This window comes from Polynucleobacter yangtzensis (assembly GCF_027924165.1).
Lineage (GTDB): Bacteria > Pseudomonadota > Gammaproteobacteria > Burkholderiales > Burkholderiaceae > Polynucleobacter > Polynucleobacter yangtzensis.
This window is the reverse complement of sequence record NZ_AP026973.1, coordinates 250,639-272,775: the sequence shown is the minus strand read 5'-3', so window position 1 is coordinate 272,775 and position 22,137 is coordinate 250,639. Positions and strand designations below refer to the sequence as shown.

The following is a 22,137-nucleotide window of genomic DNA, read 5'->3' as shown; positions in this document are numbered from 1 at the left end:
TTGCTGTGAGACCTCACGACAACCCTATCCTGAGCTTAAAATAGAGGGCTATGCCAAATACCCTAGCCTCCACCGAAGAAATCATTGCCGACATGCGTGCCGGCAAAATGGTGATCCTTGTCGACGAAGAAGATCGTGAAAACGAGGGGGACTTGGTGCTGGCCGCAGATCATGTGACTGCAGAAGCGGTGAATTTCATGGCTAAACATGGTCGAGGCCTTATTTGCCTTACCCTGACCCGCGAGCGCTGCCAACAACTCAACCTGCCATTAATGGTGAGAGATAACGGTACCTCCATGGGAACCAATTTCACAGTTTCTATTGAAGCTGCGACAGGCGTGACTACTGGTATCTCTGCGGCAGACCGTGCACTCACCATTAAAACTGCGGTGGCACCAAATGCTAAGCCTAGTGATTTAGTTCAACCTGGTCATATATTTCCATTGATGGCTCAACCTGGCGGCGTATTGATTCGCTCTGGACATACTGAAGCCGGTTGCGATCTTGCAGCTATGGCCGGTTGCTCACCAACCTCAGTCATCTGCGAAATCATGAAAGACGATGGCAGCATGGCCCGTCTTCCTGACCTACTTGAATTTGCAAAAGAACATCAATTAAAGATTGGCAGCATTGCTGACTTGATTCAATATCGCAGCCAACATGAAAGCATTGTGGTGCGCGAAGGTACACGTGAATTTATTACTCCTTGGGGGAAATTCCAGGGAATTATTTATCGCGATACTCCAAGTTCATGCGTGCACGTTGCATTAGTCCACGGCAAGCCTTCTGAAGCGCAAGAAACATTAGTGCGCGTACATGAGCCCGTTACCGTTCTGGACTTTTTAGACTCTAATGTCAGTACCCACTCCTGGCCACTAGCCCAAGCACTACAAGCAATTGCAGCAGCGCCTGCCGGTGTCGCTGTATTGTTAAATGCTTCCGGAATTGCAGCACCTAGCGATGCAGACTGGCTTGCCCAGTTTCAGAAACTCAATCGCCCCCATGATGCCGAACAAAAACCTTTGGCACGTAAAACCGATTTCAGAAGCTACGGTATTGGCGCACAAATTCTGAAAGATATTGGCGTAGGGAAAATGCGCTTACTAGCCAACCCAAGCCCAGTACCAAGTCTCTCCGGCTACAAGCTGGAAGTAACAGGCTACACCCCTTTTAAACCTTTAATCTAAAAAACTATGACTGACTCCACCAATGAATTTGTAGGCGTATTAGAGGCTGATTTAAACGGGCAAGATCTACGTGTTGGCGTTGTGCAAGCGCGCTTCAATGAAGATCATTGCGTAGCACTCACAAATGCTTGTATTAAAGAATTGATTTCCCTAGGCGTTAATCAATCCGATATCAAGCTCGTCACTGTACCTGGCGCATTAGAGATTCCATTTGCCTTGCAAAAAATGGCTGAGACTGGAGAGTTCGATGGCTTAGTTGCTCTAGGAGCCGTCATTCGTGGTGAGACCTATCACTTTGAATTAGTCTCCAACGAATCTGCTGCAGGCATTACTCGCATCTCCATTGACTCTGGTTTACCAATCGCAAACGGCGTGCTCACCTGCGATACGGATGAACAAGCTCTTGCACGTGTCCAAGTGAAGGGCGCTGAATGCGCTCAAGCCGTTGTAGAAATGGCCAACTTGGCACTTGCCCTAACACCAGATATTGATATCGAAATCAATTCGAGCCAAGAGTAAAACATGTCTAAATCTATCCCAAACCTAGAAAACTTAGTAGCCGCCAAGGATGCCAAGGCTCCCGCTAAGCGCTCTTTAACCCCACGCCGTCGCGCTCGTGAATACGCTCTTCAAGGCGTGTATCAAAGTCTCGTCATGCGTCGCGCTGGCAGCATTCCAAATGGTGCTGCTATTGCTAAGCAGTTATCCGAAGATCCTGCATTTCGTCGTTGCCAGCTTGATTTGTTTCAGGGCATCTTCGATGGTGTTTTAGCCCGTACAGACGAACTTGAAGCAATCATCACCCCAGCACTAGATCGCCCCATCAATGAATTGTCTCCTGTGGAGCATGCAGCCCTCTTGATTGGCGCATATGAACTAGCAATTGATCTCTCAGTGCCTTACAAAGTGGCAATCAATGAAGCCGTTGAACTTGCCAAAACCTTTGGCGGAACTGACGGCCATAAATACGTTAATGGCGTTTTAGACCTGCTCGCGCAAAAACTACGCACCGCCGAGACTCAAGCAGGCTAATACTAAGTTGCCAGCTGTTAAGAAGCTAAGCCTCCAAGCGTACGCGCCTGGAGGCTTTTTTACTTGTTAGGGGATAAAATGATCTGCATCCATATCAAGATCAGACATCATGCAAAAAGTAGATATACGTGCCCAACTAAAAGATTCCAGCTTGTTTAAAGAAGCTGCCTTCATAAATGGACAATGGTTTGACTCTAAAAATACCTTTGCAGTTAACAATCCTGCTACTGATGAAGTCATAGCCAATGTTGCCAATCTTGCAACAACTGATGCCGATCTCGCCATCACCGCCGCAGAAAAAGCACTGCCAGCATGGCGCAGCAAGCTAGCAAAAGAGCGTGCGCTAATCATGCGTAAATGGTTTGATCTGATTATTGCCAATACACAAGATCTCGCCACCTTAATGACACTGGAGCAAGGCAAGCCTCTTGCTGAAGCAGCAGGTGAAGTAGCCTACGGCGCTTCTTTTGTGGAATGGTTTGCTGAAGAAGCGAAACGAGTTGAAGGCTCTATTTTGAGCACCACCTGGGGCGATAAGCGCCTAATGGTTCTCAAGCAACCGATTGGAGTTTGTGTAGCAATCACGCCTTGGAATTTTCCGATTGCCATGATTACCCGCAAAATTGCACCGGCCATGGCTGCTGGCTGCACGATTGTGATTAAACCTGCAGAACTTACACCACTCTCTGCATTGGCATTGGCAGAACTAGCAAAGCGTGCTGGAGTACCCGATGGCGTTATCAACATCATCACAGCTGATGCCAATCAATCAATTGCCATAGGCAAAACACTCTGCGCATCCCCTATAGTGCGCCACCTTTCTTTTACAGGCTCGACAGAAGTTGGTCGCATCCTCATGGAGCAATGCGCTCCTACAGTAAAGAAACTGGCTCTTGAGTTAGGTGGGCATGCTCCATTTATCGTTTTTGATGATGCTGATATTGATGCAGCCGTTATCGGCGCTATGGCCTCTAAATTTAGAAACTCAGGTCAAACCTGCGTTTGCGCAAATCGTTTTTACGTTCATAAAAAAGTACAGGATGCTTTTGTGGAAAAGTTTGCTAAAGCCCTTGAAACCATCAAGGTGGGTAATGGTATGCAAGCTGGGATTACTCAGGGCCCGCTAATCGAGACTGCTGCACTTGAGAAAGTAAAAAAGCATGTTGCTGATGCCATTAGCAAAGGCGCCAAACTGGTGACCGGCGGCAAACCATCGGTTGAAGGTAAAAACTTTTACGAGCCAACCATCCTATCCAACGTAAATAGCCAAATGCTCATTACTTACGAAGAAACATTTGGCCCTATAGCACCAATCATTCCTTTTGAAAGTGATGAAGAAGTCATCCAGCTGGCAAACAGCAGTCAATTTGGTCTTGCTTCTTATTTCTATAGCCGTGATATCGGTCGCGTCTGGAAAGTAGCAGAGGCTTTGGAGTACGGGATGGTCGGAGTAAACACTGGTCTCATCTCCAATGAGGTTGCCCCCTTTGGCGGCATCAAGCAATCAGGGTTAGGCCGCGAAGGTAGCGTTTACGGTATGGATGAATATCTCGAAATGAAATATGTCTGTGTGGGCTTATAAGCAAGCTAAGCCCTACTGATACTTACATTTCTAAATTTTTTATTTCTTCTTGTAAACCAGATCCCAAACACCGTGGCCAAGTTTGATGCCACGGTTTTCAAACTTCGTGACCGGGCGATAAGCTGGTCTTTCAACATAGCCAGCATGCCGTGCATTTAATTGCTCAAGCGTTGGCTTAAATTCATTTGGCGTTTCCTCTGGTTTAGCCACATCTGAAACATCAAAGGTTTCAATCTTTACCAAATCACTCGAAGTGTTTTGCAAAGCAGGCTCTGCATTTAGTACCAAGAGCATTTGCTCAGCATAGTTATGCCAATCAGTAGCCAAATGCAAATAGCCACCAGGTTTTATTCTAGAAACTAATAAACGAACAAACTCTGCCTGAATCAAACGGCGCTTGTGATGACGCTTCTTATGCCATGGGTCTGCAAAATAAATATGAATGCCATCTAATGAATCTGTGTCAATCATCTGCTCTAGCACCTCAACAGCATCGTGACGAATTAAGCGTAAATTGGTTAATTGATTTTCACCAATCAGCTTGAGCAATGCGCCTACACCCGGCGGATGAACTTCAATTGCTAAAAAATCATCCTCGGATCTCAAGGCGGCAATCTTTGCAGTTGTCTCACCCATGCCAAAACCGATCTCTAGAATCTTTGGCTTGCTCGAACCCCCAAATGCATCCACTAAATTTATAGGGGTGCCTTTAAATGAAAGCAAGAACTGTGGTCCCAGTTCATCAATCGCACGCTGCTGACCAGCAGTAGTTCGTCCAGCCCTCAAGACAAAAGAGCGAATGCGATCAAAACGCTTCTCTGAAGAAGTGGCATCAACTGTCACCCTTACCCCACTACCTTCTTAAAGTACGCAATCGTCTCTTTGAGACCATCCTCTAAATTGACCTTAGGTTGCCAGCCCAGCTTAGCTTTAGCTAATTCGATATTAGGCTGACGCTGCTTTGGATCATCTGATGGCAATGGTTGATGAATGATCTTTGATTTACTGCCTGAGAGCTTGAGAATCGTTTCAGCCAATTGGAGCATAGTGAACTCGCCAGGGTTGCCAATATTGACTGGGCCAGTAAAGCCCTCTTCGGAGTTCATCATTTTGACCATAGCGTCGATCAAGTCGTCGACATAGCAAAAGCTTCGAGTTTGCTGACCATCGCCATAGATAGTGATGTCTTTACCTTGCAAGGCTTGCACGATAAAGTTGCTGACTACTCGCCCATCATTTGGATGCATGCGCGGGCCATAGGTATTGAAGATACGTACAACCTTAATATCTAAGTTGTGCTGACGGTTGTAGTCAAAAAAGAGGGTTTCAGCACAGCGCTTACCTTCGTCATAGCATGACCGAATACCAATAGGATTAACCTTGCCCCAATAAGCTTCAGGCTGAGGATGCACTTCAGGGTCACCGTAAACCTCACTGGTGGATGCTTGCAAGATGCGAGCTCTAGTGCGTTTAGCCAAGCCCAGCATATTAATGGCGCCATGCACGCTGGTCTTGGTTGTTTGCACGGGGTCATATTGGTAATGCACCGGTGATGCGGGGCAAGCCAAGTTATAGATCTGATTGGTTTCTACATAAAGTGGAAAAGTCACGTCATGACGCATGAGCTCTAAACGAGAATTTGGTAATAAGTGCGCTAAATTCTCTTTAGTACCTGTGAAATAGTTATCTACCACCAATACATCATTACCCTCTTTGAGGAGTTTCTCAGTCAGATGAGAACCTAGAAAACCTGCGCCGCCGGTGATGAGAATTTTATTCATAGCCAATCTTTTATAAAAAGTAATGTTTAACTAAATTAGCTATTCATCTAATTTAGGGTTATTCCATCCTGCGGAACGATAAGCGTAAACAATCTCAGCTAGAACAATTGAGAGCGAAGTCATAAAAAAGATTAATCCCAATACAAAAGTCCAAATTACATACATCGTTTGTAATGAACGAACTGCGCCAGCTTGAAAAAAGAACAACTCAAGAACAGTGAGAGAAATAAATACGCCACTCAGAACGTCAAAAAAGATAGCAGCAGTACAAAGACGACCACGAATCTTAGCCTCATCAGCCTCTTTATTCATGTGGCGCAACAAGACAGCATCCTTTACTAAACCCTTATCAATAGCCTGACGAATCTCACGCATACGATCAACTGACCGAGCAAGTCGTCCTGAAATGGCATTAATCAAGGTAGCAACTGCGGTCAATAAAAAAACAGGGGCTAATGCCAGTTGAATATTGTTAGTAATTGCGTCTATTGATGCATCCATGAGAATTTCCTGATCTTTCAGTCGCTTAAGATGTTAATGAGACCAAGCAATTAAGCCGGTATAAGAAGTAAATAAAACTAATAATCCAAACGCGATTCGATACCAAGCAAATGGAATGAAGTTATGGTGTGCTACGTAATGAATCAACCAGCGCACGCAAACAAAAGCAGAGATAAAGGCTGCAATAAAACCCACCACAATAGCAAGAGTAAATTCACCAGAAAAGGCTACAGGATTCTTCCACAACTTCAATAACTCATAAGCGGTAGCACCACCAATTACTGGGATAGCCAAAAAGAAAGAAAACTCAGTAGCAACAGCGCGAGGTAGGCCAAATAACATGCCACCAATAATCGTTGCCCCAGATCGTGATGTTCCGGGTATCAGAGCGGCACATTGTGCCAATCCAACCTTGAGTGCATCTAATGGACTCAAATCATCCACCGACTGAATACGTACAGAAACATCTGTGAGATTTTGCTGACGACGCTCAGCCCAAAAAATAATGAGTGCGCCAATAATAAAAGCACTCGCTACTGGGATGGGGGCGAAAAGTACTGCCTTGATGTATTTGCCAAATAGAAAAGCTAAGCCCATTGCAGGAATAGAGGCGATCAGCAGATTCAAAACAAAACGACGAGACGCAGAGCTACCTGAAAAAGAAGTGGCAACCTTTAGAAGCTTTTCTCGGAACTCCCAGCACACTGCCAGAATTGCGCCAAACTGAATAATGACTTCAAATGCCTTACCGCGCTCATCATTAAAGTCGAGCAAATCGCCAACCAAAATCAGATGCCCAGTACTAGAGATCGGCAAAAACTCCGTTAATCCCTCCACCACTCCCAGAATGACTGCTTTTAGTAACAAAATTAGATCCATAGGCTAAATTTTATAGGTATAGAGAAGCGATCTAGAGGTTTTGGCAAAATAGTGCCTAAATGAGCAATTTGAATAAATTGGCCTTAAACTGCATGGCACATTGAAAAGTATCTGAATTCCATGACCCCAAGCCGCTTTAGACTTTCTCGACTTACCACCTTTGGTTTGATCCTTAGTCAAGCGCTCGGCTGGAATGCATGGTCTGGCAATGTCATGGCTCAAAGCCCTAACGCAGCTCCAAGGCCTGCTCTACCGACCCCAATGAGCGCCTCAACCCTGATTGGCCTAGAGCAGCCACCCCAGGTAGCCCCACCACCGACTAAGCCAGCATTTCCGGCTATTTCAGCTCCGTCCAATTTAAATGGAAGCAAAGCTAGCGATAACAAGGGTCAATTAAATGATTTGATTCAGCTTTATCAAGAAGCTGCATTTAGTGACCCCGTTTTAACAGCGGCGCGTTTTAACTACCAAGCCAGTAAAGAGCTCTATTGGCAAGGTTTCTCCTTGCTCATGCCGCAGGCTAATGCCACACCTGGAGGCACACGCTACTACCAACACGGCACCGGCAGCACTGTAGTCTCGAATAATGCTGGTAACTCACGTGTCTTTGATCAAAAGAGTTATACGGTTACCTTAACGCAGCCCGTATTTAACGTTGGCGCACTAGAGTTATTCAAGCAAGGTGATCTCAATACCAAATTAGCAGATATGCGTTTTTTCTTGGCGCAGCAAGATCTGATCTTGCGTGTATCTCAGGCCTACTTTGATGCGCTGACTAGTCAGGATAATGTTGCGCTATATAAAAATAAAAAAGATTTAATCAAACAACAGCTAGAAGTTGCACAAGCAAAATTTGATGCCGGCTTAGCAACGATCGTGGATGTGAATACTGCACAAGCAGCAATGGATTTAGCAACCTCACAAGAAATCACCGCACAAGCAGACCTTATTGTGAAGCGCGGTGTTCTGGAACAAATCGTAGGTCGCCCCGTAGGCGCATTAAAGCCTCTAGTGAAAGACGCCAAGATTGAAGGTGTATTAAGAGATCCACGCAGCAAATCTAAAGATGCAAAAGGTAATCCGATTGCTGATAGCGTTAATCCGCATTTGCCACCGGGTCAAACTTTAGATGATTGGATAAATCAAGCTGAGGCTGCGAACTTCAATGTGCTGGCCGGTCAACTCTCTGTAAATCTTGCGGAGAGCACCTATCGTGGCGCACAAGCTTTAAATTATCCAACCATCAATTTAGTGGGCACAAGCGGTTACAACACTTCAAACGGAACGCCCAACAACTACACGCCTGCTAACACCAATGTGTATAACAACACAGTGGCACTACAAATGACGATTCCATTGGTATCAGGCGGATATAACAGTTCAGTCATTCGTCAAAATGCTGCCCTAGTTGATGCCGCCAAGGCAAACTACGACAACTCCAGACGTACGGCAGCTCAAAACACGCGCGCTGCGTTCACTGGTTTCTACGGTGGATTAGCTAGTGTGAAAGCTTATGAAGCAGCAGAGCGTTCCACCTCATCAGCCCTTGAGTCAAGCAAGCTTGGCTTTCAGGTTGGAACCTTAATTAATATCGATGTATTGATTGCATTGGATTCATTAATTAATACGCGTTCGTTATTGCAGCAAGCACGCTACAATACTATTCTCAATGCAATCAAGCTGAAGGCTCATGCAGCTGCATTAACAGATGAAGACTTAGTCGCTATTAACGCCTTACTGCGTTAACTCAAGAATCAATTAAGGCAGTAATTCAGAAGCGGCCTGAAGAACTTGCTCTACTGTCGGAGGCTTTTGAATATCTCCAACATTACGAATATTCTTAGACCAATACCCTTCGGTTTTCCACAGCGGGGAATCACAATAAATTTCAACTGTAGGCTTGTTTAGCACTGCCGCTAAGTGCGTTAGACCCGTATCAACACCTACTATTAATACCGCGCCGGCAATCACACCGAAAGCATCCTCAATTGAAAATGCTGGTGGAACTAACGCATTCGGAATTTGTGCAGCGATTTCTCTACTAACTGATTGCTCGGCTACATTACCCCAAGGAAGAACCATTTGATAGCCGCGACTAGATAACTCCTTACCTAGAGCAATCCAGTCTGCATTAGGCCAACGCTTAGCCTCTCTAGCAGTTGAATGAAAACACAAGATATAGGGTGACTTTAATTCATTAAGGCCTACTGAAGCTTTCCCCAAGGAATTAACGTAAGTTTCTGGGAAAAACTGGGGAGCATTTTTGCGATCGATCAAACTCCAATTCAAAGCTGAGCACGTAACCCAGCGTGAGCGATCAACCGCATGACACTGAAAAGGAACTTGCACTGACTGGTTGTAAAAAGATCTTGCGATGGGCTCGTAACCAGAAAATTCGGTTGCATTGGCAAGACCTGCAATCACTGCATTAGAAGACTTTTTGGCCAATGAGCAAACAATGGCTGATTTGAGTAAGCCCTGAGTCTCAATAATGACATCATAAGAAACGGCTTGAAGCTCTTTCTTGAACGCAAAAAATTGCTGCCAAGTAGATAGCTTAAATAAGTTCTTTTTCCAGCGACGCAAGCCAAAGGGAATGATGCGGTCAATTCCTTTAAATCCATCCTTTGATAACAACGGGGTCAGCAGATGAACATACCCCTCTTCAACCACCCAATCAATTTGCGCCTCTGGTAAACGCGCCCGTAGATCCCAAACAATCGGCAGATTATGCAAAACATCCCCTAAAGAGGAGAGCTTGACCAATAAGATCTTGGGTTTTTTGAGTTGGGCCGATGCATTGCTCATACGAGCATTATCTTATCTTTTACAACTAAACCAGATGTTTAGAGCTTGGGGGCCGCATCCCATAACTGGCCAGCCGCATCCTTAGCATTCATATTCGGCTGAACACCGCTAGGTAACGGCCATTCAATTCCGACTGTTGGATCGTTCCAAGCAAGACAAGCCTCGCTTTGCGGATGGTAGTAATCCGTAGTTTTATAAAGGAACTCGGCCGTTGGAGATAAGACTAAAAAGCCATGGGCTAATTGCGCCGGAATCCAGAGTTGCTTATGGTTTTCTGCGCTCAATTCAACCCCAACCCACTTGCCATAGGTAGGTGAATCTTTACGAATATCTACTGCCACATCAAATACGCTACCAGCAACGACTCGCACTAATTTACCCTGAGTCTTCTCCATCTGATAATGCAAGCCACGCAAAGTCCATTGACGAGAAAATGAATGATTGTCTTGTACAAACTGAACATCAAGTCCAGTCGCTTTTGCAAAGTCTTCCGCATTGAATGACTCGGTAAACCAACCACGTTCATCGCCGAATACCTTTGGCTCCACAATAAAAACATCATGGATTGCAGTAGGCGATAACTGCAACTTAGAAGGGGCACTCATTTAGCAGCCTTCTTCGCAGAAAGTGAAATGGGTTGGGCCGAGCTATTGAGCTCTTTCAAAATCTTGCCTAAATACTGGCCATAACTATTTTTACTAAGCTGATTGGCTACCTTTTGAACCGCATCCGCACTGATCCAACCTTGACGGTAGGCAATCTCTTCGGGGCATGCCACCATAAGGCCTTGGCGCTTTTGTAGGGTAGCAATAAAACCTGCGGCATCAAGCAATGAATCATGAGTGCCTGTGTCGAGCCAAGCAAATCCTCGGCCCATGATCTCAACATTGAGTTCATTCTTTTCAAGATACACACGATTCACATCCGTGATCTCGAGTTCGCCACGGGCACTAGGCTTAATCGAGGCAGCGATATCACAAACCTGATTGTCATAGAAATATAAACCCGTCACTGCATAGCTACTACGCGGCATTAAGGGCTTCTCTTCAATTGACGATGCTTTGTAATCTTTATCAAATTCCACAACACCGTAACGCTCTGGATCGTTGACGTGATATGCAAATACCGATGCACCAACAGTACGATCATTTGCACTGTTGAGTTGATCTACTAATTCATGGCCATAAAAAATATTGTCGCCAAGTACCAATGCACTTGGATTATTTCCAACAAAGTTTTTGCCTAGCGTAAAGGCTTGCGCTAAACCATCTGGTGAGGGCTGCACGCAATACTCAATATTGAGACCCCACTGCGAACCATCGCCCAATAACTCTGAGAAGCGGGGCGTATCTTGCGGGGTGGAAATCAAGAGAATGTCACGAATACCAGCCAACATTAAAGTGCTTAATGGGTAATACACCATTGGCTTATCGTAGACCGGCATTAACTGCTTTGAAACTGCCTGAGTTACTGGATAGAGACGAGTACCAGACCCGCCAGCTAAGATAATGCCTTTGCGATTTACAGCCATTTAAAACCCCTATTTCAGCATTTCAAGCCGCCTAAGAGGTTTTAAATCAAACCTTTCGAGGCCAACTTGGATACATATTCTTGAACCATGCCATCCCAGGCTGGGAAATTTGGCATATTTTGGGGTTCATTATAAGAGTTTGAAGCTTTTGAAGACCCATTTTGGAGGGCAAAACGCAATTTAGCGCTATCCATACGGGAATTCATTGGCCTTGGTGCTGGCAATGGGTATTCGACAGCCAGAATAGGTTTGATAGCCGCAGGCCTTGCTTTGAGCTCAACACCTGCATTTAGAGCCACCTGAACGGCAAAAGAGGCCAGACCATGCCAGGTGGTCTCACCTGCTGGTACGGCGTGATAAATACCCGATGGAAACTGCTTTAGTCTCCCTTGATGATCTAACACCAAGTCTAGGCTGATCTGAGCAAGCCATTCCGCACTAGTGGGCACACCATGCTGATCATGAATGACTTTTAATTCTTCACGATCTTTTGCCAAGCGCAACATCGTGCGAATGAAATTACTGCCATCACCATAAACCCAGCTGGTTCTAAAAATAGCAAATTGACCCTTAGATGAATTTGCGAATACCCCTTCTATTGCTTCCTCACCGGCAGCCTTACTTTTTCCGTAAATACCTAATGGGTTACGAGCATCACCCTCTAGATAGAAACCGTCTTTACTGCCATCAAATACATAATCTGTTGAGTAGTGCAGAAAAGTGGCATCGTTTTCTGCGGCATAGCGCGCCATGATTTCTGGGGCCTTTGCATTTACTGCGAAAGCCAAATCAACTTCAGTTTCTGCTTTATCCACTGCTGTATAAGCAGAGGCATTAATAATCAGATTCGGTTTTGCCGCATTGAGATGCGCATGCACATTAGCCTCATTACTAAGATCGCACTCAACTCTACCAAGGTAAGTTATCTGCGCGTTAGCAAAAACAGAAGGCTGCCCAAGTAAAGCAGAAAATGCTTTACCCAGTTGGCCATCTTTTCCGAAAACTAAAATATTCACGCGGCTATTGAATTTAATTATTTATTGTTAGTTATATTGCTTTTGTAACCAGTCACGATAAGAACCGCTAACCACTCCATCAATCCAAACTGGGTTGTCTAGATACCATTGCACCGTTTTACGAATACCGGTATCAAAGGTCTCGGCTGGCCGCCAGCCTAACTCGCGCTCAACCTTGCTAGCATCAATTGCATAGCGACGGTCATGTCCTGGGCGGTCTTTTACGAAGGTAATTTGATCCACGTAGGGCTTTCCGTCTGCACGAGGCTTGAGCTCATCCAGAATGCTGCAGATGGTTTTCACAACATCGATATTGGCTTTTTCATTCCAGCCACCGATGTTGTATGTCTCACCTAATTTACCCTTAGCCAATACTTCACGAATGGCGGAGCAATGATCGCCCACATAGAGCCAATCACGAATCTGCTGACCATCGCCATAAATTGGCAAAGGCTTACTATTTAAGGCATTCAAGATCACCAGCGGAATTAATTTTTCCGGGAAGTGATATGGACCATAGTTATTCGAGCAGTTGGTTGTCACTACCGGAAATCCATAGGTATGAAACCAAGCGCGCACTAAATGATCTGAAGCAGCCTTTGAAGCCGAGTAAGGACTATTAGGCTCGTAAGGATTGGTTTCGGTGAAAGCAGGATCAGTCGAAGATAAGGAGCCGTACACTTCATCAGTTGATACATGGTGAAAGCGAAACTCTTGCTTAGCTTTGCCTTCGAGAGCATTCCAATACTCGCGAGCACACTCTAATAAATTGAATGTGCCAACAATGTTTGTTTCCACGAAATCTGCAGGCCCATGAATGGATCGATCCACATGGCTTTCGGCAGCAAAATTGACTATTGCACGCGGCTTATGCTCTTTTAATAACTTAGTTACTAATTCTTTGTCGCCAATATCGCCATGAACAAATATATGGCGGGAATCCTTCTTGAGGGACTCAAGGGTGGCCAAGTTACCTGCATAGGTTAATTTATCAAGATTAATTACGCCTTCATTGCCCGGAACCTTAAGCCAATCCAGGACAAAATTACCACCAATGAAGCCAGCACCACCAGTTACGAGAATCATAAAATTTCCATTTATCTTTACTTGCCACCTTCTCTTGTAGATTATGATCAATAATCTACATGTATATCAGTAGTTAGATTATAAAGTTTTCAGAAAGTCTTTCTAAAAATCATGCTTATGGATGAGATTCGGGTAAATAGCAATCTAATGCCGCCTAAGATCGCCCTTTTAAATCGGTAAAAGAGTTATTACACTTCATGCAAAAAATTGTCCTTTTTCGAATCAGCAGCAAAGGCTACCCCAAGGTCAAGGTTGATGGTGTCAATAAATACGACTCCCTAAAGAATCTTACCGAAACCTTTAGTGGCTGGAAATTCATTTGCGTTGCCGATAATTGTGACGAGGCATTAATTGAGCATCTAAAAACTCATTATCAGTTTGACCAACTGATTGAGACAAAATTAGGTAACCCGGGCTCTTTCTGGAAGCTTTATGAAATAGCCCTAGAGTCAGCTAAAGACGATGACATCTTTTACTTTATCGAAGATGACTATCTACATCTTCCAGAGGCGCCAAGCGCTCTGGAGGAGGGTTTAAATTATTTTGACTATGTCACGCTCTACGATCATCCGGATAAATACAAATTCCATCATGGCCCCATCAACCCATACGCCAAACGTAACCAATACTCTGAATCAACAGAAGTAGTTTGCGGTCCCACGCAATGGTGGCGCACTTCCAATTCCACCACCATGACCTTTGCAGTAACAGGCAAAACATTAAAAGCAGATGCTGATATTTGGTCTATCACCAAAACAGCAAAGAAAGATTTTGATTTTGATAACTTCTGTGTCATCACCAAGCAACCGATGATGGCTAAATCAAGATATATCAAGCAAATACCGCGCCGCCTACAGTTCTGGTCCAAGCCTAAGCGCTACCTAGGCATTAGCATTCCGGGTTTAGCGCTTCATCTAGAACAGGCCTATCTAAAGAAGGGTGATGAAGTTCGCTTTTCTTTACCACCGCAGACTTACCCAAGTAAAGCTAAATCACTTTCTTAAATAATGCAGCCTAAGCTACTAGACGTTTTTTTGTTTTATAACGAGCTCGACTTACTCAAAGCCCGTCTTGAGTACATGGGACCTTTTGTTGATCACTTCATCATCTCTGAAGCCAACGTAGACTTTTCGGGACGGTCAAAGGAGTTCCTATTAAGCCAAGAGCTTGTCAATACACTGCCCTTTGCCGATAAGATTATTTATCACCGCGAACATCTCAATCTCAATTCGATTCCCTGGTTATTTAAAAGATTCAAATACCGTAATCGCATGACTCGCTATTTTTGGAAAATTCAGGATGCCCAAAGAAACTCGACGCTGACCCCTTTAAAGCCATTTAACTCAAATGACATTGTCATATTTAGCGACCTGGATGAGTTCCCTAGTGAAGCGGCAATTCATGAGGGCATTAAGGCATTGCAATCTAGTAATCGAAACAATCTCGAGCCACATGCTTATAGCCTAGATCAAACCTTCTATTACTACAACCTCAATAATGCGGCCCCGGATGAAAAATTCTATGGCTCGGTTATGACTTCATTGGGTACATTTAGAAAATATCTCCCACATCGATTTAGAAGTGGGAAAAACGATTTTGAGCATATCTCTTCAGGCGGCTGGCATTTTTCCTACTTCATGGATGAAGAAAAGATACTCAATAAAATTTTGGCCATTAGCGATGTAGAAAACTTAAGTCAGTTCAAAACACTATCAAAAGATGAAATTAGCCAGAAAATATTGTCTGGACTAGATCTCTACGATCGACAAACCAAGTTAAGTGATAAAGAGCGCCATAAGATTCCAGCAGCTGTGGTCACGCCCTTAGCAAAATACCTACCTAATTGCGTTTAAACCTTTGTCTTAGGTACTTGCGCAAAAATTTTCTGAGATTTTTGGGCGCCAGAAATTGTTTAGTGGGCCGTCTTGTCAATAATTGATCGACTGGAGATGTAATCACAATCTTTCCATTGGGTCCTGGCTGAGCATAGTTGTTTGGTACATGGTGAATCAAGCATCGCCCATCAATTTGTAGGCTATCGATCTTGTAAGGAATGAGATTTCGAGTGGTATAGCCTTTGGGTACGTTCGCAAAAGTAAGCCCCTGCGCCGCTTTCTCCTGAATACCCCACACTCCAGAATTCGGACTATAGGTTGAGCCACTCAAGTGCTCAATCATTAGCTCCCGATCTAATAAATACATCCCTTGGTACAACTCCGGGAAATTAACGAAGCCAAAATTTTTACTCACCTCAATTCTAGGTAAAGCATAGATATAAAACGGGTGTGGACAATCTGAGCTATACCAACGATCATCGTTTGCCTTCTTCTCAACACGCATAAACGATGGAATTAAGCCATAGGGTCTGAGTAATTCTCTACTCTCAATCCAATAGCTCATATTTTCACGAGTAATGAGAGTGTCATCCTCCAAGTACATAAAGTGAGTAAAAGACTCATCCTTTAGGAGACCTTTAAATACAGGGAAGTGAGCCCAAGTTAACAACAAGGGATGACCCAATGTATCGGGAACAAAGAATTGGTAATTAAACCCTTTGCCGGCAATAACGGATTCGAGTTTTTTTATTTCTTCTGCATTGGAAGTGTTGGTAACAATAACCACCAATACCTCGGATCCAAGACTGGCAAATTGATTACTAATCTGATCTAAATATGAGAGTCTCACTTCATTAAAGTGGCAGCAAACTGCAATTACTAGTTTTGCTGGGATATTGTGATCTGATGACATGAGTGTGTAATAACTAAAGCTTCTGGTCAGACTTCTGAACCCCAACAAAAGCCACGATAGTAGAAGAGAAGGTAATAAAGAATAGGGTTGCCTCAAAATACTGCTTATACGATATTTCTGCAATGAGTCCGAATGGGATCAGCATGATTGAAAAAAGCACCGCAATTAGAGAGAGAATACTTTTTTGTTTTAGCCCAATAAAGAAGATTGCCACTAAAGATAAAAATATTATGGATAAGCCAGGAAGGCCAAAGGCTAATCCAAAATCAATCCAGCCGCTATGCACTTGTCCTTCATGTTCATGATAGATATTTTCATAAGTTTGCAGGCCATTGAAAGATTGATTAATCGATCCATAGCCAAAAGGGTGGTTACCAATTAAACGAATGCCAACGATGCCATACGCAAAGCGGGAATATGTATTAAGAGACGCTGGTAAATTTAATGAATTCAGCGGGGGCTCTACTGTCCCCTCTTTACGCTGCCACTGGGTATTTTTATCAATCTCTATAGCTACCTTAACATCCTCAAAAATCGTATCCCAACCTTTATAAGCAAACGATTTGTGGCCTTGCCATGCAAATGCGAGCATCAACAACATTAAGACCCACAAAATACCTGCACTTATTTTCGAGCCCTTTGACCCAAAAAGTACCTTGCCCAAAATAACAAGTAAAAACAATATACAAAGGCTTAAGGTAATAGCAATCCCATTCTTGGTGTTTGCAACAAAATCTGAAAGAAGGACAAGCGCTATTCCCAAGAAATAAAGTGCCGCTTGAAAATAAGCATTACTGCGCTTCTGACCAAACAATAAATAGATAAGATTGGCTATGGCAACTACTGTGGCTATCGCGCCAAAATAGGCAGTTTCAATTTTGGCGAAATAAAACTGAAAAAAATCCATCGGCTTAACCAAGCCTCCAGCTTGGATACACGCAATTACATAAACAATTAAATTTAAGAGCGGCACAGCAAAGATGCTGATATAGAAATATTTACGCAGTTGATTATGTTGACATAGAGCAAGCCCAAAGCCGATAGCCATAATGCAGCCCGCAAAAGATCTCGCCCATAAGCCCTTAATCTCACTCAGCTCAAGCGCTGGATTTAATGAGAAGAAGAGGTAGTGAATTCCAACCCACACAAAAAGAGATGAAATCAGATAAAGAGGGATGAGATTAAGTTTTGCACTCGATAACTTAGACCAATTTTCTTTAATCAATAGCACACCGGCAATGCAGCCAATTCCTAGCAAGCCATGACGTAAGGCAATAGTTCCAGGCAAAACCCAGATCCACAGTAATGTGCAAACACTTGCTACAGAAATATTGGATAGAAGTTTGTTGCTAAGCTTCATTAGCTTTTGAATAGCCAAAGTTTTAATGCCAAATAACGCTTACGCATTTTCCATTTGAAGCGAACTTTAGTGGCAATTTTTTTTGCCATCTCCAACCTACCCTCTTGCCTGAGATAGGAGATTAAGTCATAGACATCTAGGCCGCTTAAGTAATTCTCAGGTAGCATTTTGATGAAAGCCGTTAATTCAGCATCGCTTAAGACGTGACCGAAATTAAAGAATCCATGAAATCCAAATGCGGGGTGCCATGGGGAACGCTCCACCGCAAATTGCTCTGCAACTCCTGTTGGCGCAATTCGAATTCCGCACTCTTGCGTTAGAAACTCTTTGTTATCCACGCAAATACAGTAGTCCTCAGGATGTCTCTTCACAAAGCCCGGTTTCTTCATGGCTTGTAGTAGCTTCACTGAGCGCAAAGAAAATCCGCCGTTACCCACTGCAGTCGTTGGATGGTGCGGCCAAACAGCTCCAATATAGTCATACGTCAAAAAAGAGTTTGTCCACAATTCAGGATGTATAACAAAGCTATCCCACTGAATCACCAGCACGTGAGAGCCTTGAACGTGCTGATCCAACCCCGTTAATAAAAGCTCTGAATAGTCTTTAGTTGTCTTAATCGGAGGCGCTTGAACATACTCAATATCAGCTCTTTTATTGCTAACGCGATCCAAATTGGTGATCAGAACTACCTTGGCAAATTGGGTACCACTTAAGCATTTGTCGATTGCCCAATGCGCCAACTCAGGCTCGCGTGTTTCAACGCAGAGCAGAGTGACATTGTTTAAGTTGAGCATTGCTTTTGTAGTGTGTTTATGCAGCTAGCGCTTAATTCACAAATCCACGCAATACAGAGAGCTTGAATTGGGTTTTCTTCAGAACTCGCTTTATGGATCTCCATACTCTGGATGGAATACTCTTATTTGAGGGGCCGTAATCCCCCCAGCTTTCCCAATTAGACTGATACACTACGCCCAAATAATCGTGAGCTAGTAATTCTTCTTTAAGGCCTAAGACTTGATGGGCCCATAACTGATGCTCATAGTGGTAGTGCATAAACAACTGCTCGCGCGGATAGATCGGGATAGCGCGGAAGTTAATCAATGACTCGCCGTACCACGTAAATTCTGAGCCGCAGAGCAATACTGCGTCCAGGAAATTCATGCCGTTTGGAGTCAGATAGTTCGTATCCAGAGATTCCCAAACTTTTCCACTCCAGAGAAATGGGGCATAGCCAAAGTCATAAGTAACACCCTTACGACCCAAAGCAGCCTTAATTGGCTCACGATCCGCTAAAAAATGCTGGCGGATTTTTTTAGGGCCAAAACGCTCAGTCGCCTGAAGCACATCGCGCCCTTCGTGGATCACTGAGTACGGAATATTATCTTTGGCGATGAAATCATTTTCATCAAAATCGCGAATGAAGATGCAGTCTGAGTCTAGTACCAAGTAATTCTCAGAAATACCCAATCTCCAGAACTCAGACTTAATGACCTGTTGTCTTAAGCCGCCCCGAATTTCATATAACTTCTGAATATCTAATTTTGGATTAGCCTTAAAGATATCTTTCTCATCAAAAATAATGACTTCGTAATCTTTAAGATATTCCTTAAATAACTCCACATCATCCGCAGGAACGGAGATGTAAAACGGAATATTGCCTTTGTTGTGCTTTTGGATGCTTTGCGCAAGCTTGACTGTTCTCTTCAAGTCCTTACGAAAGGTGCAGCAATATAGAACGATATTCGGCATGGTTATCTAAAGATTAAAGTGGGTTTGGTTCACAACACTTAGGATTGTATCTACCGCTTGCTTTACGCCTATGGGTTTTCCGGTTGGTGCTGATAAGCACTTTTGCTCCCAATCTAGCCATATACGCTCTAAAGCCATATTAATGCCCTCTAAATCACCCTCATGACTTAAATAGGCTCCACGCTCTAATAACATCCCATCTAACTGTGTATTGCGGTGGGTAATACCCCAAATAGGTCGATCAGCCCAAAGGTATTCATAAAACTTGGATGGGATGTATTCGGCGCACCACTCATCATTGCCATGCAGCAGAATCAATACATCGGCTTCTTGCATCTTTTCAACTACGCGCTCACGTCCTGATTTACCCGTTACTGGATCTTTTTCTAGCCGACCATGAGCAAGCAGCAAATCATCAAAACCAAAATCGTTGATTGATTCAACGGTAAGCACATCCAAAGGAGCACCATAAGCATGTACTCGAATCTGCTGACGCGCCTGAGGATATTTTTTTAGTAGCGCTTGAACTGCGTTCAAAATTGTCGAAAGCGAACGATCTTTTGCCAGAGAGCCAAAATGACAAAGATTTAACTTGTCAGAATATTGATGCGTCACTTCTTTAGATAGTCCGCCTGGTGGATTTGCGCCAGGCAAAACCATAAAGCCATGTGCATTACCTGGGATATTTAAATTGGTATTGCGCACTTTAGCGTAGTGAACAGCGCCTTCAGTAAACCACCATGCAAAGTCTGAAAACCGAATAATCTGTTTTTCAAGATATTGCCGAAACTGCGCATCACGATTGCGTGGCTTATCGGCACCATCATCCGCCGGACTCTTGCGAATCACCATCGGATCATGTATCTCGGCAATCCACTTGATACCGGTAGATTTCTTAAGCCACAGGCCAGCAAGATGGGCAGACCAGGCGCCGCCGGTACTGTAAACCAGATCGACCTGCCCTGATCGAATTAATTTGCGTCCATGAATAAATGCAGGTATCGCCCATGACCATTGACTAGAGTAACCAAGAAACAACTTCTCCAAGGCAATTAATGGTGCCAACAAAATCGATACAGTTCTGGTCAATACTTTGTATAAAAGTCCGCGACCATATTGATTTGCAATCCAGTGTCTAAAGTCAAACCGAAATGCCGCTGGGCCCCAGGCTAAAAATTGACGATGAGGAAAACGCTGATCTTTAATACCAGTAATAGCGCTAAACACGATAGGCTTAATTCCAGCATCAAGTAGATACGGAATTTTATCGGTGATGGTTTGACTCGCTGCACGACCATCCATGTTGAAACCATGCGACAGAATGAGCCAACGTTTTTCTGTCGTCATCGTATTTGAGTCAGTCTCGCGCAATTCAACAGGACTAATTAGTTACCAGCAACAATCGACATCACAGCCATGCGCACTGCAATACCAAAGGTAACTTGATTCAAGATTACCGATTGCGGCCCATCAGCCACTACTGAATCGATCTCCACACCACGATTCATCGGACCAGGGTGCATCACGATGGCATCAGGCTTAGCTAAGGCCAATCGAGCTGGCGTTAAGCCGTACTGTTTAAAGAATGCATCGCCCTCAGGAACCTGGCCAGCCTCCATGCGCTCCTTTTGAATGCGCAGTGTCATGATGACATCCACATCCTTTAGGCCTTCTTCCATGCTATGGAAAACCTTAACTCCCAACATATCTAAATCACTTGGCAGCAAACTCTCAGGACCAATAGCGCGGATATCTTCACAACCTAAGGTGGTCAACGCATGAATATTCGACTTTGCTACACGACTATGCACAATGTCGCCCACAATCGCGACCTTCAAACCTTTAAAGTTTTGTTTGAAGTGACGCATCGTATACATATCCAACAAACCCTGCGTCGGATGTTGATGACTACCATCACCTGCATTTACAACGTGCACATGTGCCGGCACATGATTGGCTATTTCGATGGGGGCTCTAGATACCCCATGACGCACAACAAAAATATCCGCCTGCATTGCCACCAAGTTATCGATAGTATCTAAAAGGCTTTCACCTTTAGCTGTAGATGACGTAGAAATATCTAAATTAATCACATCTGCTGATAAACGCTTTGCAGCAATTTCAAAGGTTGTTCTTGTGCGCGTAGAGTTTTCGAAGAAGAGGTTAAACACACTCTTACCTCTTAATAATGGAACCTTCTTTACCTCACGCGATGGATCGGTAACGCTTACAAACTGCTGTGCAGTATCCAGAATATGGACGATCCGCTCTTTAGGGAGGCCCTCCAAGGTCAATAGATGCGTGAGTTCACCGGCAGCATTAAATTGGTTGGCTGGTTGATATATCGAACTCATTACTCGCGCTCCTCTAGTACGAAACTGAATTTCCCAGTCGTATCTTTTTCTAAAGCCAAAATTTGATGATCTGGCACGCTTACTATTTCACCAGCAAAGTTAGCGCTTACTGGAAGCTCTCGGCTACCGCGATCAGCCAATACCATTAACTCCACTTGCGCCGGCCTACCAAAATCAAACAATTCATTTAGAGCAGCTCTAACCGTTCTGCCGGTCAAAAGAACATCATCAATCAAAATCACATTGGAGCCATTAACATCAAATGGTAGATGTGTTGTCATGGTGCTAGCGGTACGGAGTGCCGTCATACCTTTCTCAGCATAATCATCCCGATGAAAAGCCGCATTAATGACACCATAGTGCGGTAAGCCTAAATCCTTAGCTAAACGCTCAGCAATCCAAGCTCCGCCCATTGCAAGTCCAACCAGCTCAAACGAGCTCACTTGTTTAAGCTCGCGAAGCTTCTCTAGTAATTTTTCATATAACTTTTCTGCATTCATTCTTTAATCCACACTGTATCGAA

General features: G+C 44.0%; 23 protein-coding genes. 7 read left to right on the top strand and 16 right to left on the bottom strand.

Annotated elements, in window-relative coordinates:
• Positions 1-50: 50 nt before the first annotated feature.
• The 4 genes from ribBA to QMF28_RS01440 all read left to right on the top strand — a co-directional run bounded on the left by ribBA (position 51) and on the right by QMF28_RS01440 (position 3,801).
• The gene (ribBA, locus tag QMF28_RS01455; protein ID WP_281742819.1) at positions 51-1,187 is read left to right on the top strand and encodes a bifunctional 3,4-dihydroxy-2-butanone-4-phosphate synthase/GTP cyclohydrolase II; all 1,137 of its coding nucleotides are present in this window, start codon (positions 51-53) and stop codon (positions 1,185-1,187) included.
• A gap of 6 nt (positions 1,188-1,193) precedes the next feature.
• On the top strand, positions 1,194-1,706 hold the full coding sequence (gene ribH / locus QMF28_RS01450; protein WP_281742818.1) for a 6,7-dimethyl-8-ribityllumazine synthase: 513 nt from the start codon (positions 1,194-1,196) through the stop codon (positions 1,704-1,706).
• Between the two features lie 3 nt (positions 1,707-1,709).
• Positions 1,710-2,219 (top strand): transcription antitermination factor NusB, encoded by a 510-nt coding sequence (nusB, locus tag QMF28_RS01445; protein ID WP_281742817.1) that lies wholly within the window; start codon positions 1,710-1,712, stop codon positions 2,217-2,219.
• Positions 2,220-2,328: 109 nt separating this feature from the next.
• Complete coding sequence (locus tag QMF28_RS01440; protein ID WP_281742816.1) at positions 2,329-3,801, top strand: NAD-dependent succinate-semialdehyde dehydrogenase; 1,473 nt, start codon at positions 2,329-2,331, stop codon at positions 3,799-3,801.
• A 39-nt stretch (positions 3,802-3,840) separates the two neighbouring features.
• Here the strand turns inward: QMF28_RS01440 and trmB are convergent, their stop codons facing one another.
• Genes trmB through QMF28_RS01420 form a run of 4 tightly spaced genes read right to left on the bottom strand, consistent with a single transcriptional unit; the run spans position 3,841 to position 6,962 of the window.
• Positions 3,841-4,644 carry a tRNA (guanosine(46)-N7)-methyltransferase TrmB gene (trmB, locus tag QMF28_RS01435; RefSeq protein ID WP_281742815.1) on the bottom strand — a complete coding sequence of 268 codons (804 nt, stop codon included), beginning with the start codon at positions 4,642-4,644 and terminating at the stop codon, positions 3,841-3,843.
• A gap of 2 nt (positions 4,645-4,646) precedes the next feature.
• The gene (locus QMF28_RS01430) at positions 4,647-5,582 is read right to left on the bottom strand and encodes a UDP-glucuronic acid decarboxylase family protein (RefSeq protein ID WP_281742814.1); all 936 of its coding nucleotides are present in this window, start codon (positions 5,580-5,582) and stop codon (positions 4,647-4,649) included.
• A gap of 39 nt (positions 5,583-5,621) precedes the next feature.
• A complete protein-coding gene (locus QMF28_RS01425; protein WP_281742812.1) occupies positions 5,622-6,083 on the bottom strand; it encodes a DUF2721 domain-containing protein in 462 nt (153 codons plus the stop codon).
• 33 nt (positions 6,084-6,116) lie between these two features.
• Entirely contained in the window at positions 6,117-6,962 is an 846-nt protein-coding gene (locus QMF28_RS01420; RefSeq protein WP_281742810.1) for an undecaprenyl-diphosphate phosphatase, read from the bottom strand.
• 120 nt (positions 6,963-7,082) lie between these two features.
• On the opposite strand from QMF28_RS01420, the gene QMF28_RS01415 reads away from it, so the two are divergent.
• Positions 7,083-8,708, top strand: a complete 1,626-nt coding sequence (locus QMF28_RS01415; protein ID WP_281742809.1) for a TolC family protein — start codon at positions 7,083-7,085, stop codon at positions 8,706-8,708.
• A 12-nt stretch (positions 8,709-8,720) separates the two neighbouring features.
• Here the strand turns inward: QMF28_RS01415 and waaC are convergent, their stop codons facing one another.
• The 5 genes from waaC to rfbB are packed head-to-tail and all read right to left on the bottom strand — an operon-like array spanning position 8,721 to position 13,403.
• A complete protein-coding gene (gene waaC, locus QMF28_RS01410) occupies positions 8,721-9,770 on the bottom strand; it encodes a lipopolysaccharide heptosyltransferase I (protein ID WP_281742808.1) in 1,050 nt (349 codons plus the stop codon).
• Between the two features lie 38 nt (positions 9,771-9,808).
• Positions 9,809-10,375 carry a dTDP-4-dehydrorhamnose 3,5-epimerase gene (rfbC, locus tag QMF28_RS01405; RefSeq protein WP_281742807.1) on the bottom strand — a complete coding sequence of 189 codons (567 nt, stop codon included), beginning with the start codon at positions 10,373-10,375 and terminating at the stop codon, positions 9,809-9,811.
• Positions 10,372-11,301: a glucose-1-phosphate thymidylyltransferase RfbA gene (gene rfbA / locus QMF28_RS01400; protein ID WP_281742806.1), complete on the bottom strand. Its 930-nt coding sequence runs from the start codon at positions 11,299-11,301 to the stop codon at positions 10,372-10,374. Before rfbA ends, rfbC begins: the two co-directional genes overlap by 4 nt.
• 41 nt (positions 11,302-11,342) lie before the next feature.
• Positions 11,343-12,317 (bottom strand): dTDP-4-dehydrorhamnose reductase, encoded by a 975-nt coding sequence (gene rfbD, locus QMF28_RS01395; protein ID WP_281742805.1) that lies wholly within the window; start codon positions 12,315-12,317, stop codon positions 11,343-11,345.
• Between the two features lie 27 nt (positions 12,318-12,344).
• Positions 12,345-13,403: a dTDP-glucose 4,6-dehydratase gene (rfbB, locus tag QMF28_RS01390; protein WP_281742803.1), complete on the bottom strand. Its 1,059-nt coding sequence runs from the start codon at positions 13,401-13,403 to the stop codon at positions 12,345-12,347.
• A gap of 197 nt (positions 13,404-13,600) precedes the next feature.
• Between rfbB and QMF28_RS01385 the strand changes: the two genes are divergently transcribed.
• Both QMF28_RS01385 and QMF28_RS01380 read left to right on the top strand, forming a co-directional pair.
• Positions 13,601-14,407 carry a hypothetical protein gene (locus QMF28_RS01385; protein ID WP_281742801.1) on the top strand — a complete coding sequence of 269 codons (807 nt, stop codon included), beginning with the start codon at positions 13,601-13,603 and terminating at the stop codon, positions 14,405-14,407.
• A gap of 3 nt (positions 14,408-14,410) precedes the next feature.
• A complete protein-coding gene (locus tag QMF28_RS01380) occupies positions 14,411-15,256 on the top strand; it encodes a glycosyltransferase family 17 protein (protein WP_281742800.1) in 846 nt (281 codons plus the stop codon).
• Here the strand turns inward: QMF28_RS01380 and QMF28_RS01375 are convergent.
• From QMF28_RS01375 to pyrR, 7 genes are all read right to left on the bottom strand, one after another.
• Complete coding sequence (locus tag QMF28_RS01375; protein ID WP_281742799.1) at positions 15,243-16,151, bottom strand: hypothetical protein; 909 nt, start codon at positions 16,149-16,151, stop codon at positions 15,243-15,245. The genes QMF28_RS01380 and QMF28_RS01375 overlap by 14 nt on opposite strands.
• A gap of 13 nt (positions 16,152-16,164) precedes the next feature.
• Positions 16,165-17,382 carry an O-antigen ligase family protein gene (locus QMF28_RS01370; protein WP_281742798.1) on the bottom strand — a complete coding sequence of 406 codons (1,218 nt, stop codon included), beginning with the start codon at positions 17,380-17,382 and terminating at the stop codon, positions 16,165-16,167.
• A 128-nt stretch (positions 17,383-17,510) separates the two neighbouring features.
• Complete coding sequence (locus QMF28_RS01365) at positions 17,511-18,305, bottom strand: DUF5672 family protein (RefSeq protein ID WP_281742796.1); 795 nt, start codon at positions 18,303-18,305, stop codon at positions 17,511-17,513.
• 31 nt (positions 18,306-18,336) lie between these two features.
• Positions 18,337-19,260 (bottom strand): DUF6492 family protein, encoded by a 924-nt coding sequence (locus QMF28_RS01360; protein WP_281742795.1) that lies wholly within the window; start codon positions 19,258-19,260, stop codon positions 18,337-18,339.
• A 6-nt stretch (positions 19,261-19,266) separates the two neighbouring features.
• Complete coding sequence (locus tag QMF28_RS01355; RefSeq protein ID WP_281742793.1) at positions 19,267-20,607, bottom strand: glycosyltransferase family protein; 1,341 nt, start codon at positions 20,605-20,607, stop codon at positions 19,267-19,269.
• 38 nt (positions 20,608-20,645) lie between these two features.
• Positions 20,646-21,614: an aspartate carbamoyltransferase catalytic subunit gene (locus QMF28_RS01350; RefSeq protein WP_281742792.1), complete on the bottom strand. Its 969-nt coding sequence runs from the start codon at positions 21,612-21,614 to the stop codon at positions 20,646-20,648.
• Positions 21,614-22,114, bottom strand: a complete 501-nt coding sequence (gene pyrR, locus QMF28_RS01345; protein ID WP_281742790.1) for a bifunctional pyr operon transcriptional regulator/uracil phosphoribosyltransferase PyrR — start codon at positions 22,112-22,114, stop codon at positions 21,614-21,616. The genes QMF28_RS01350 and pyrR overlap by 1 nt, the downstream gene beginning before the upstream one ends.
• Positions 22,115-22,137 lie beyond the last annotated feature (23 nt).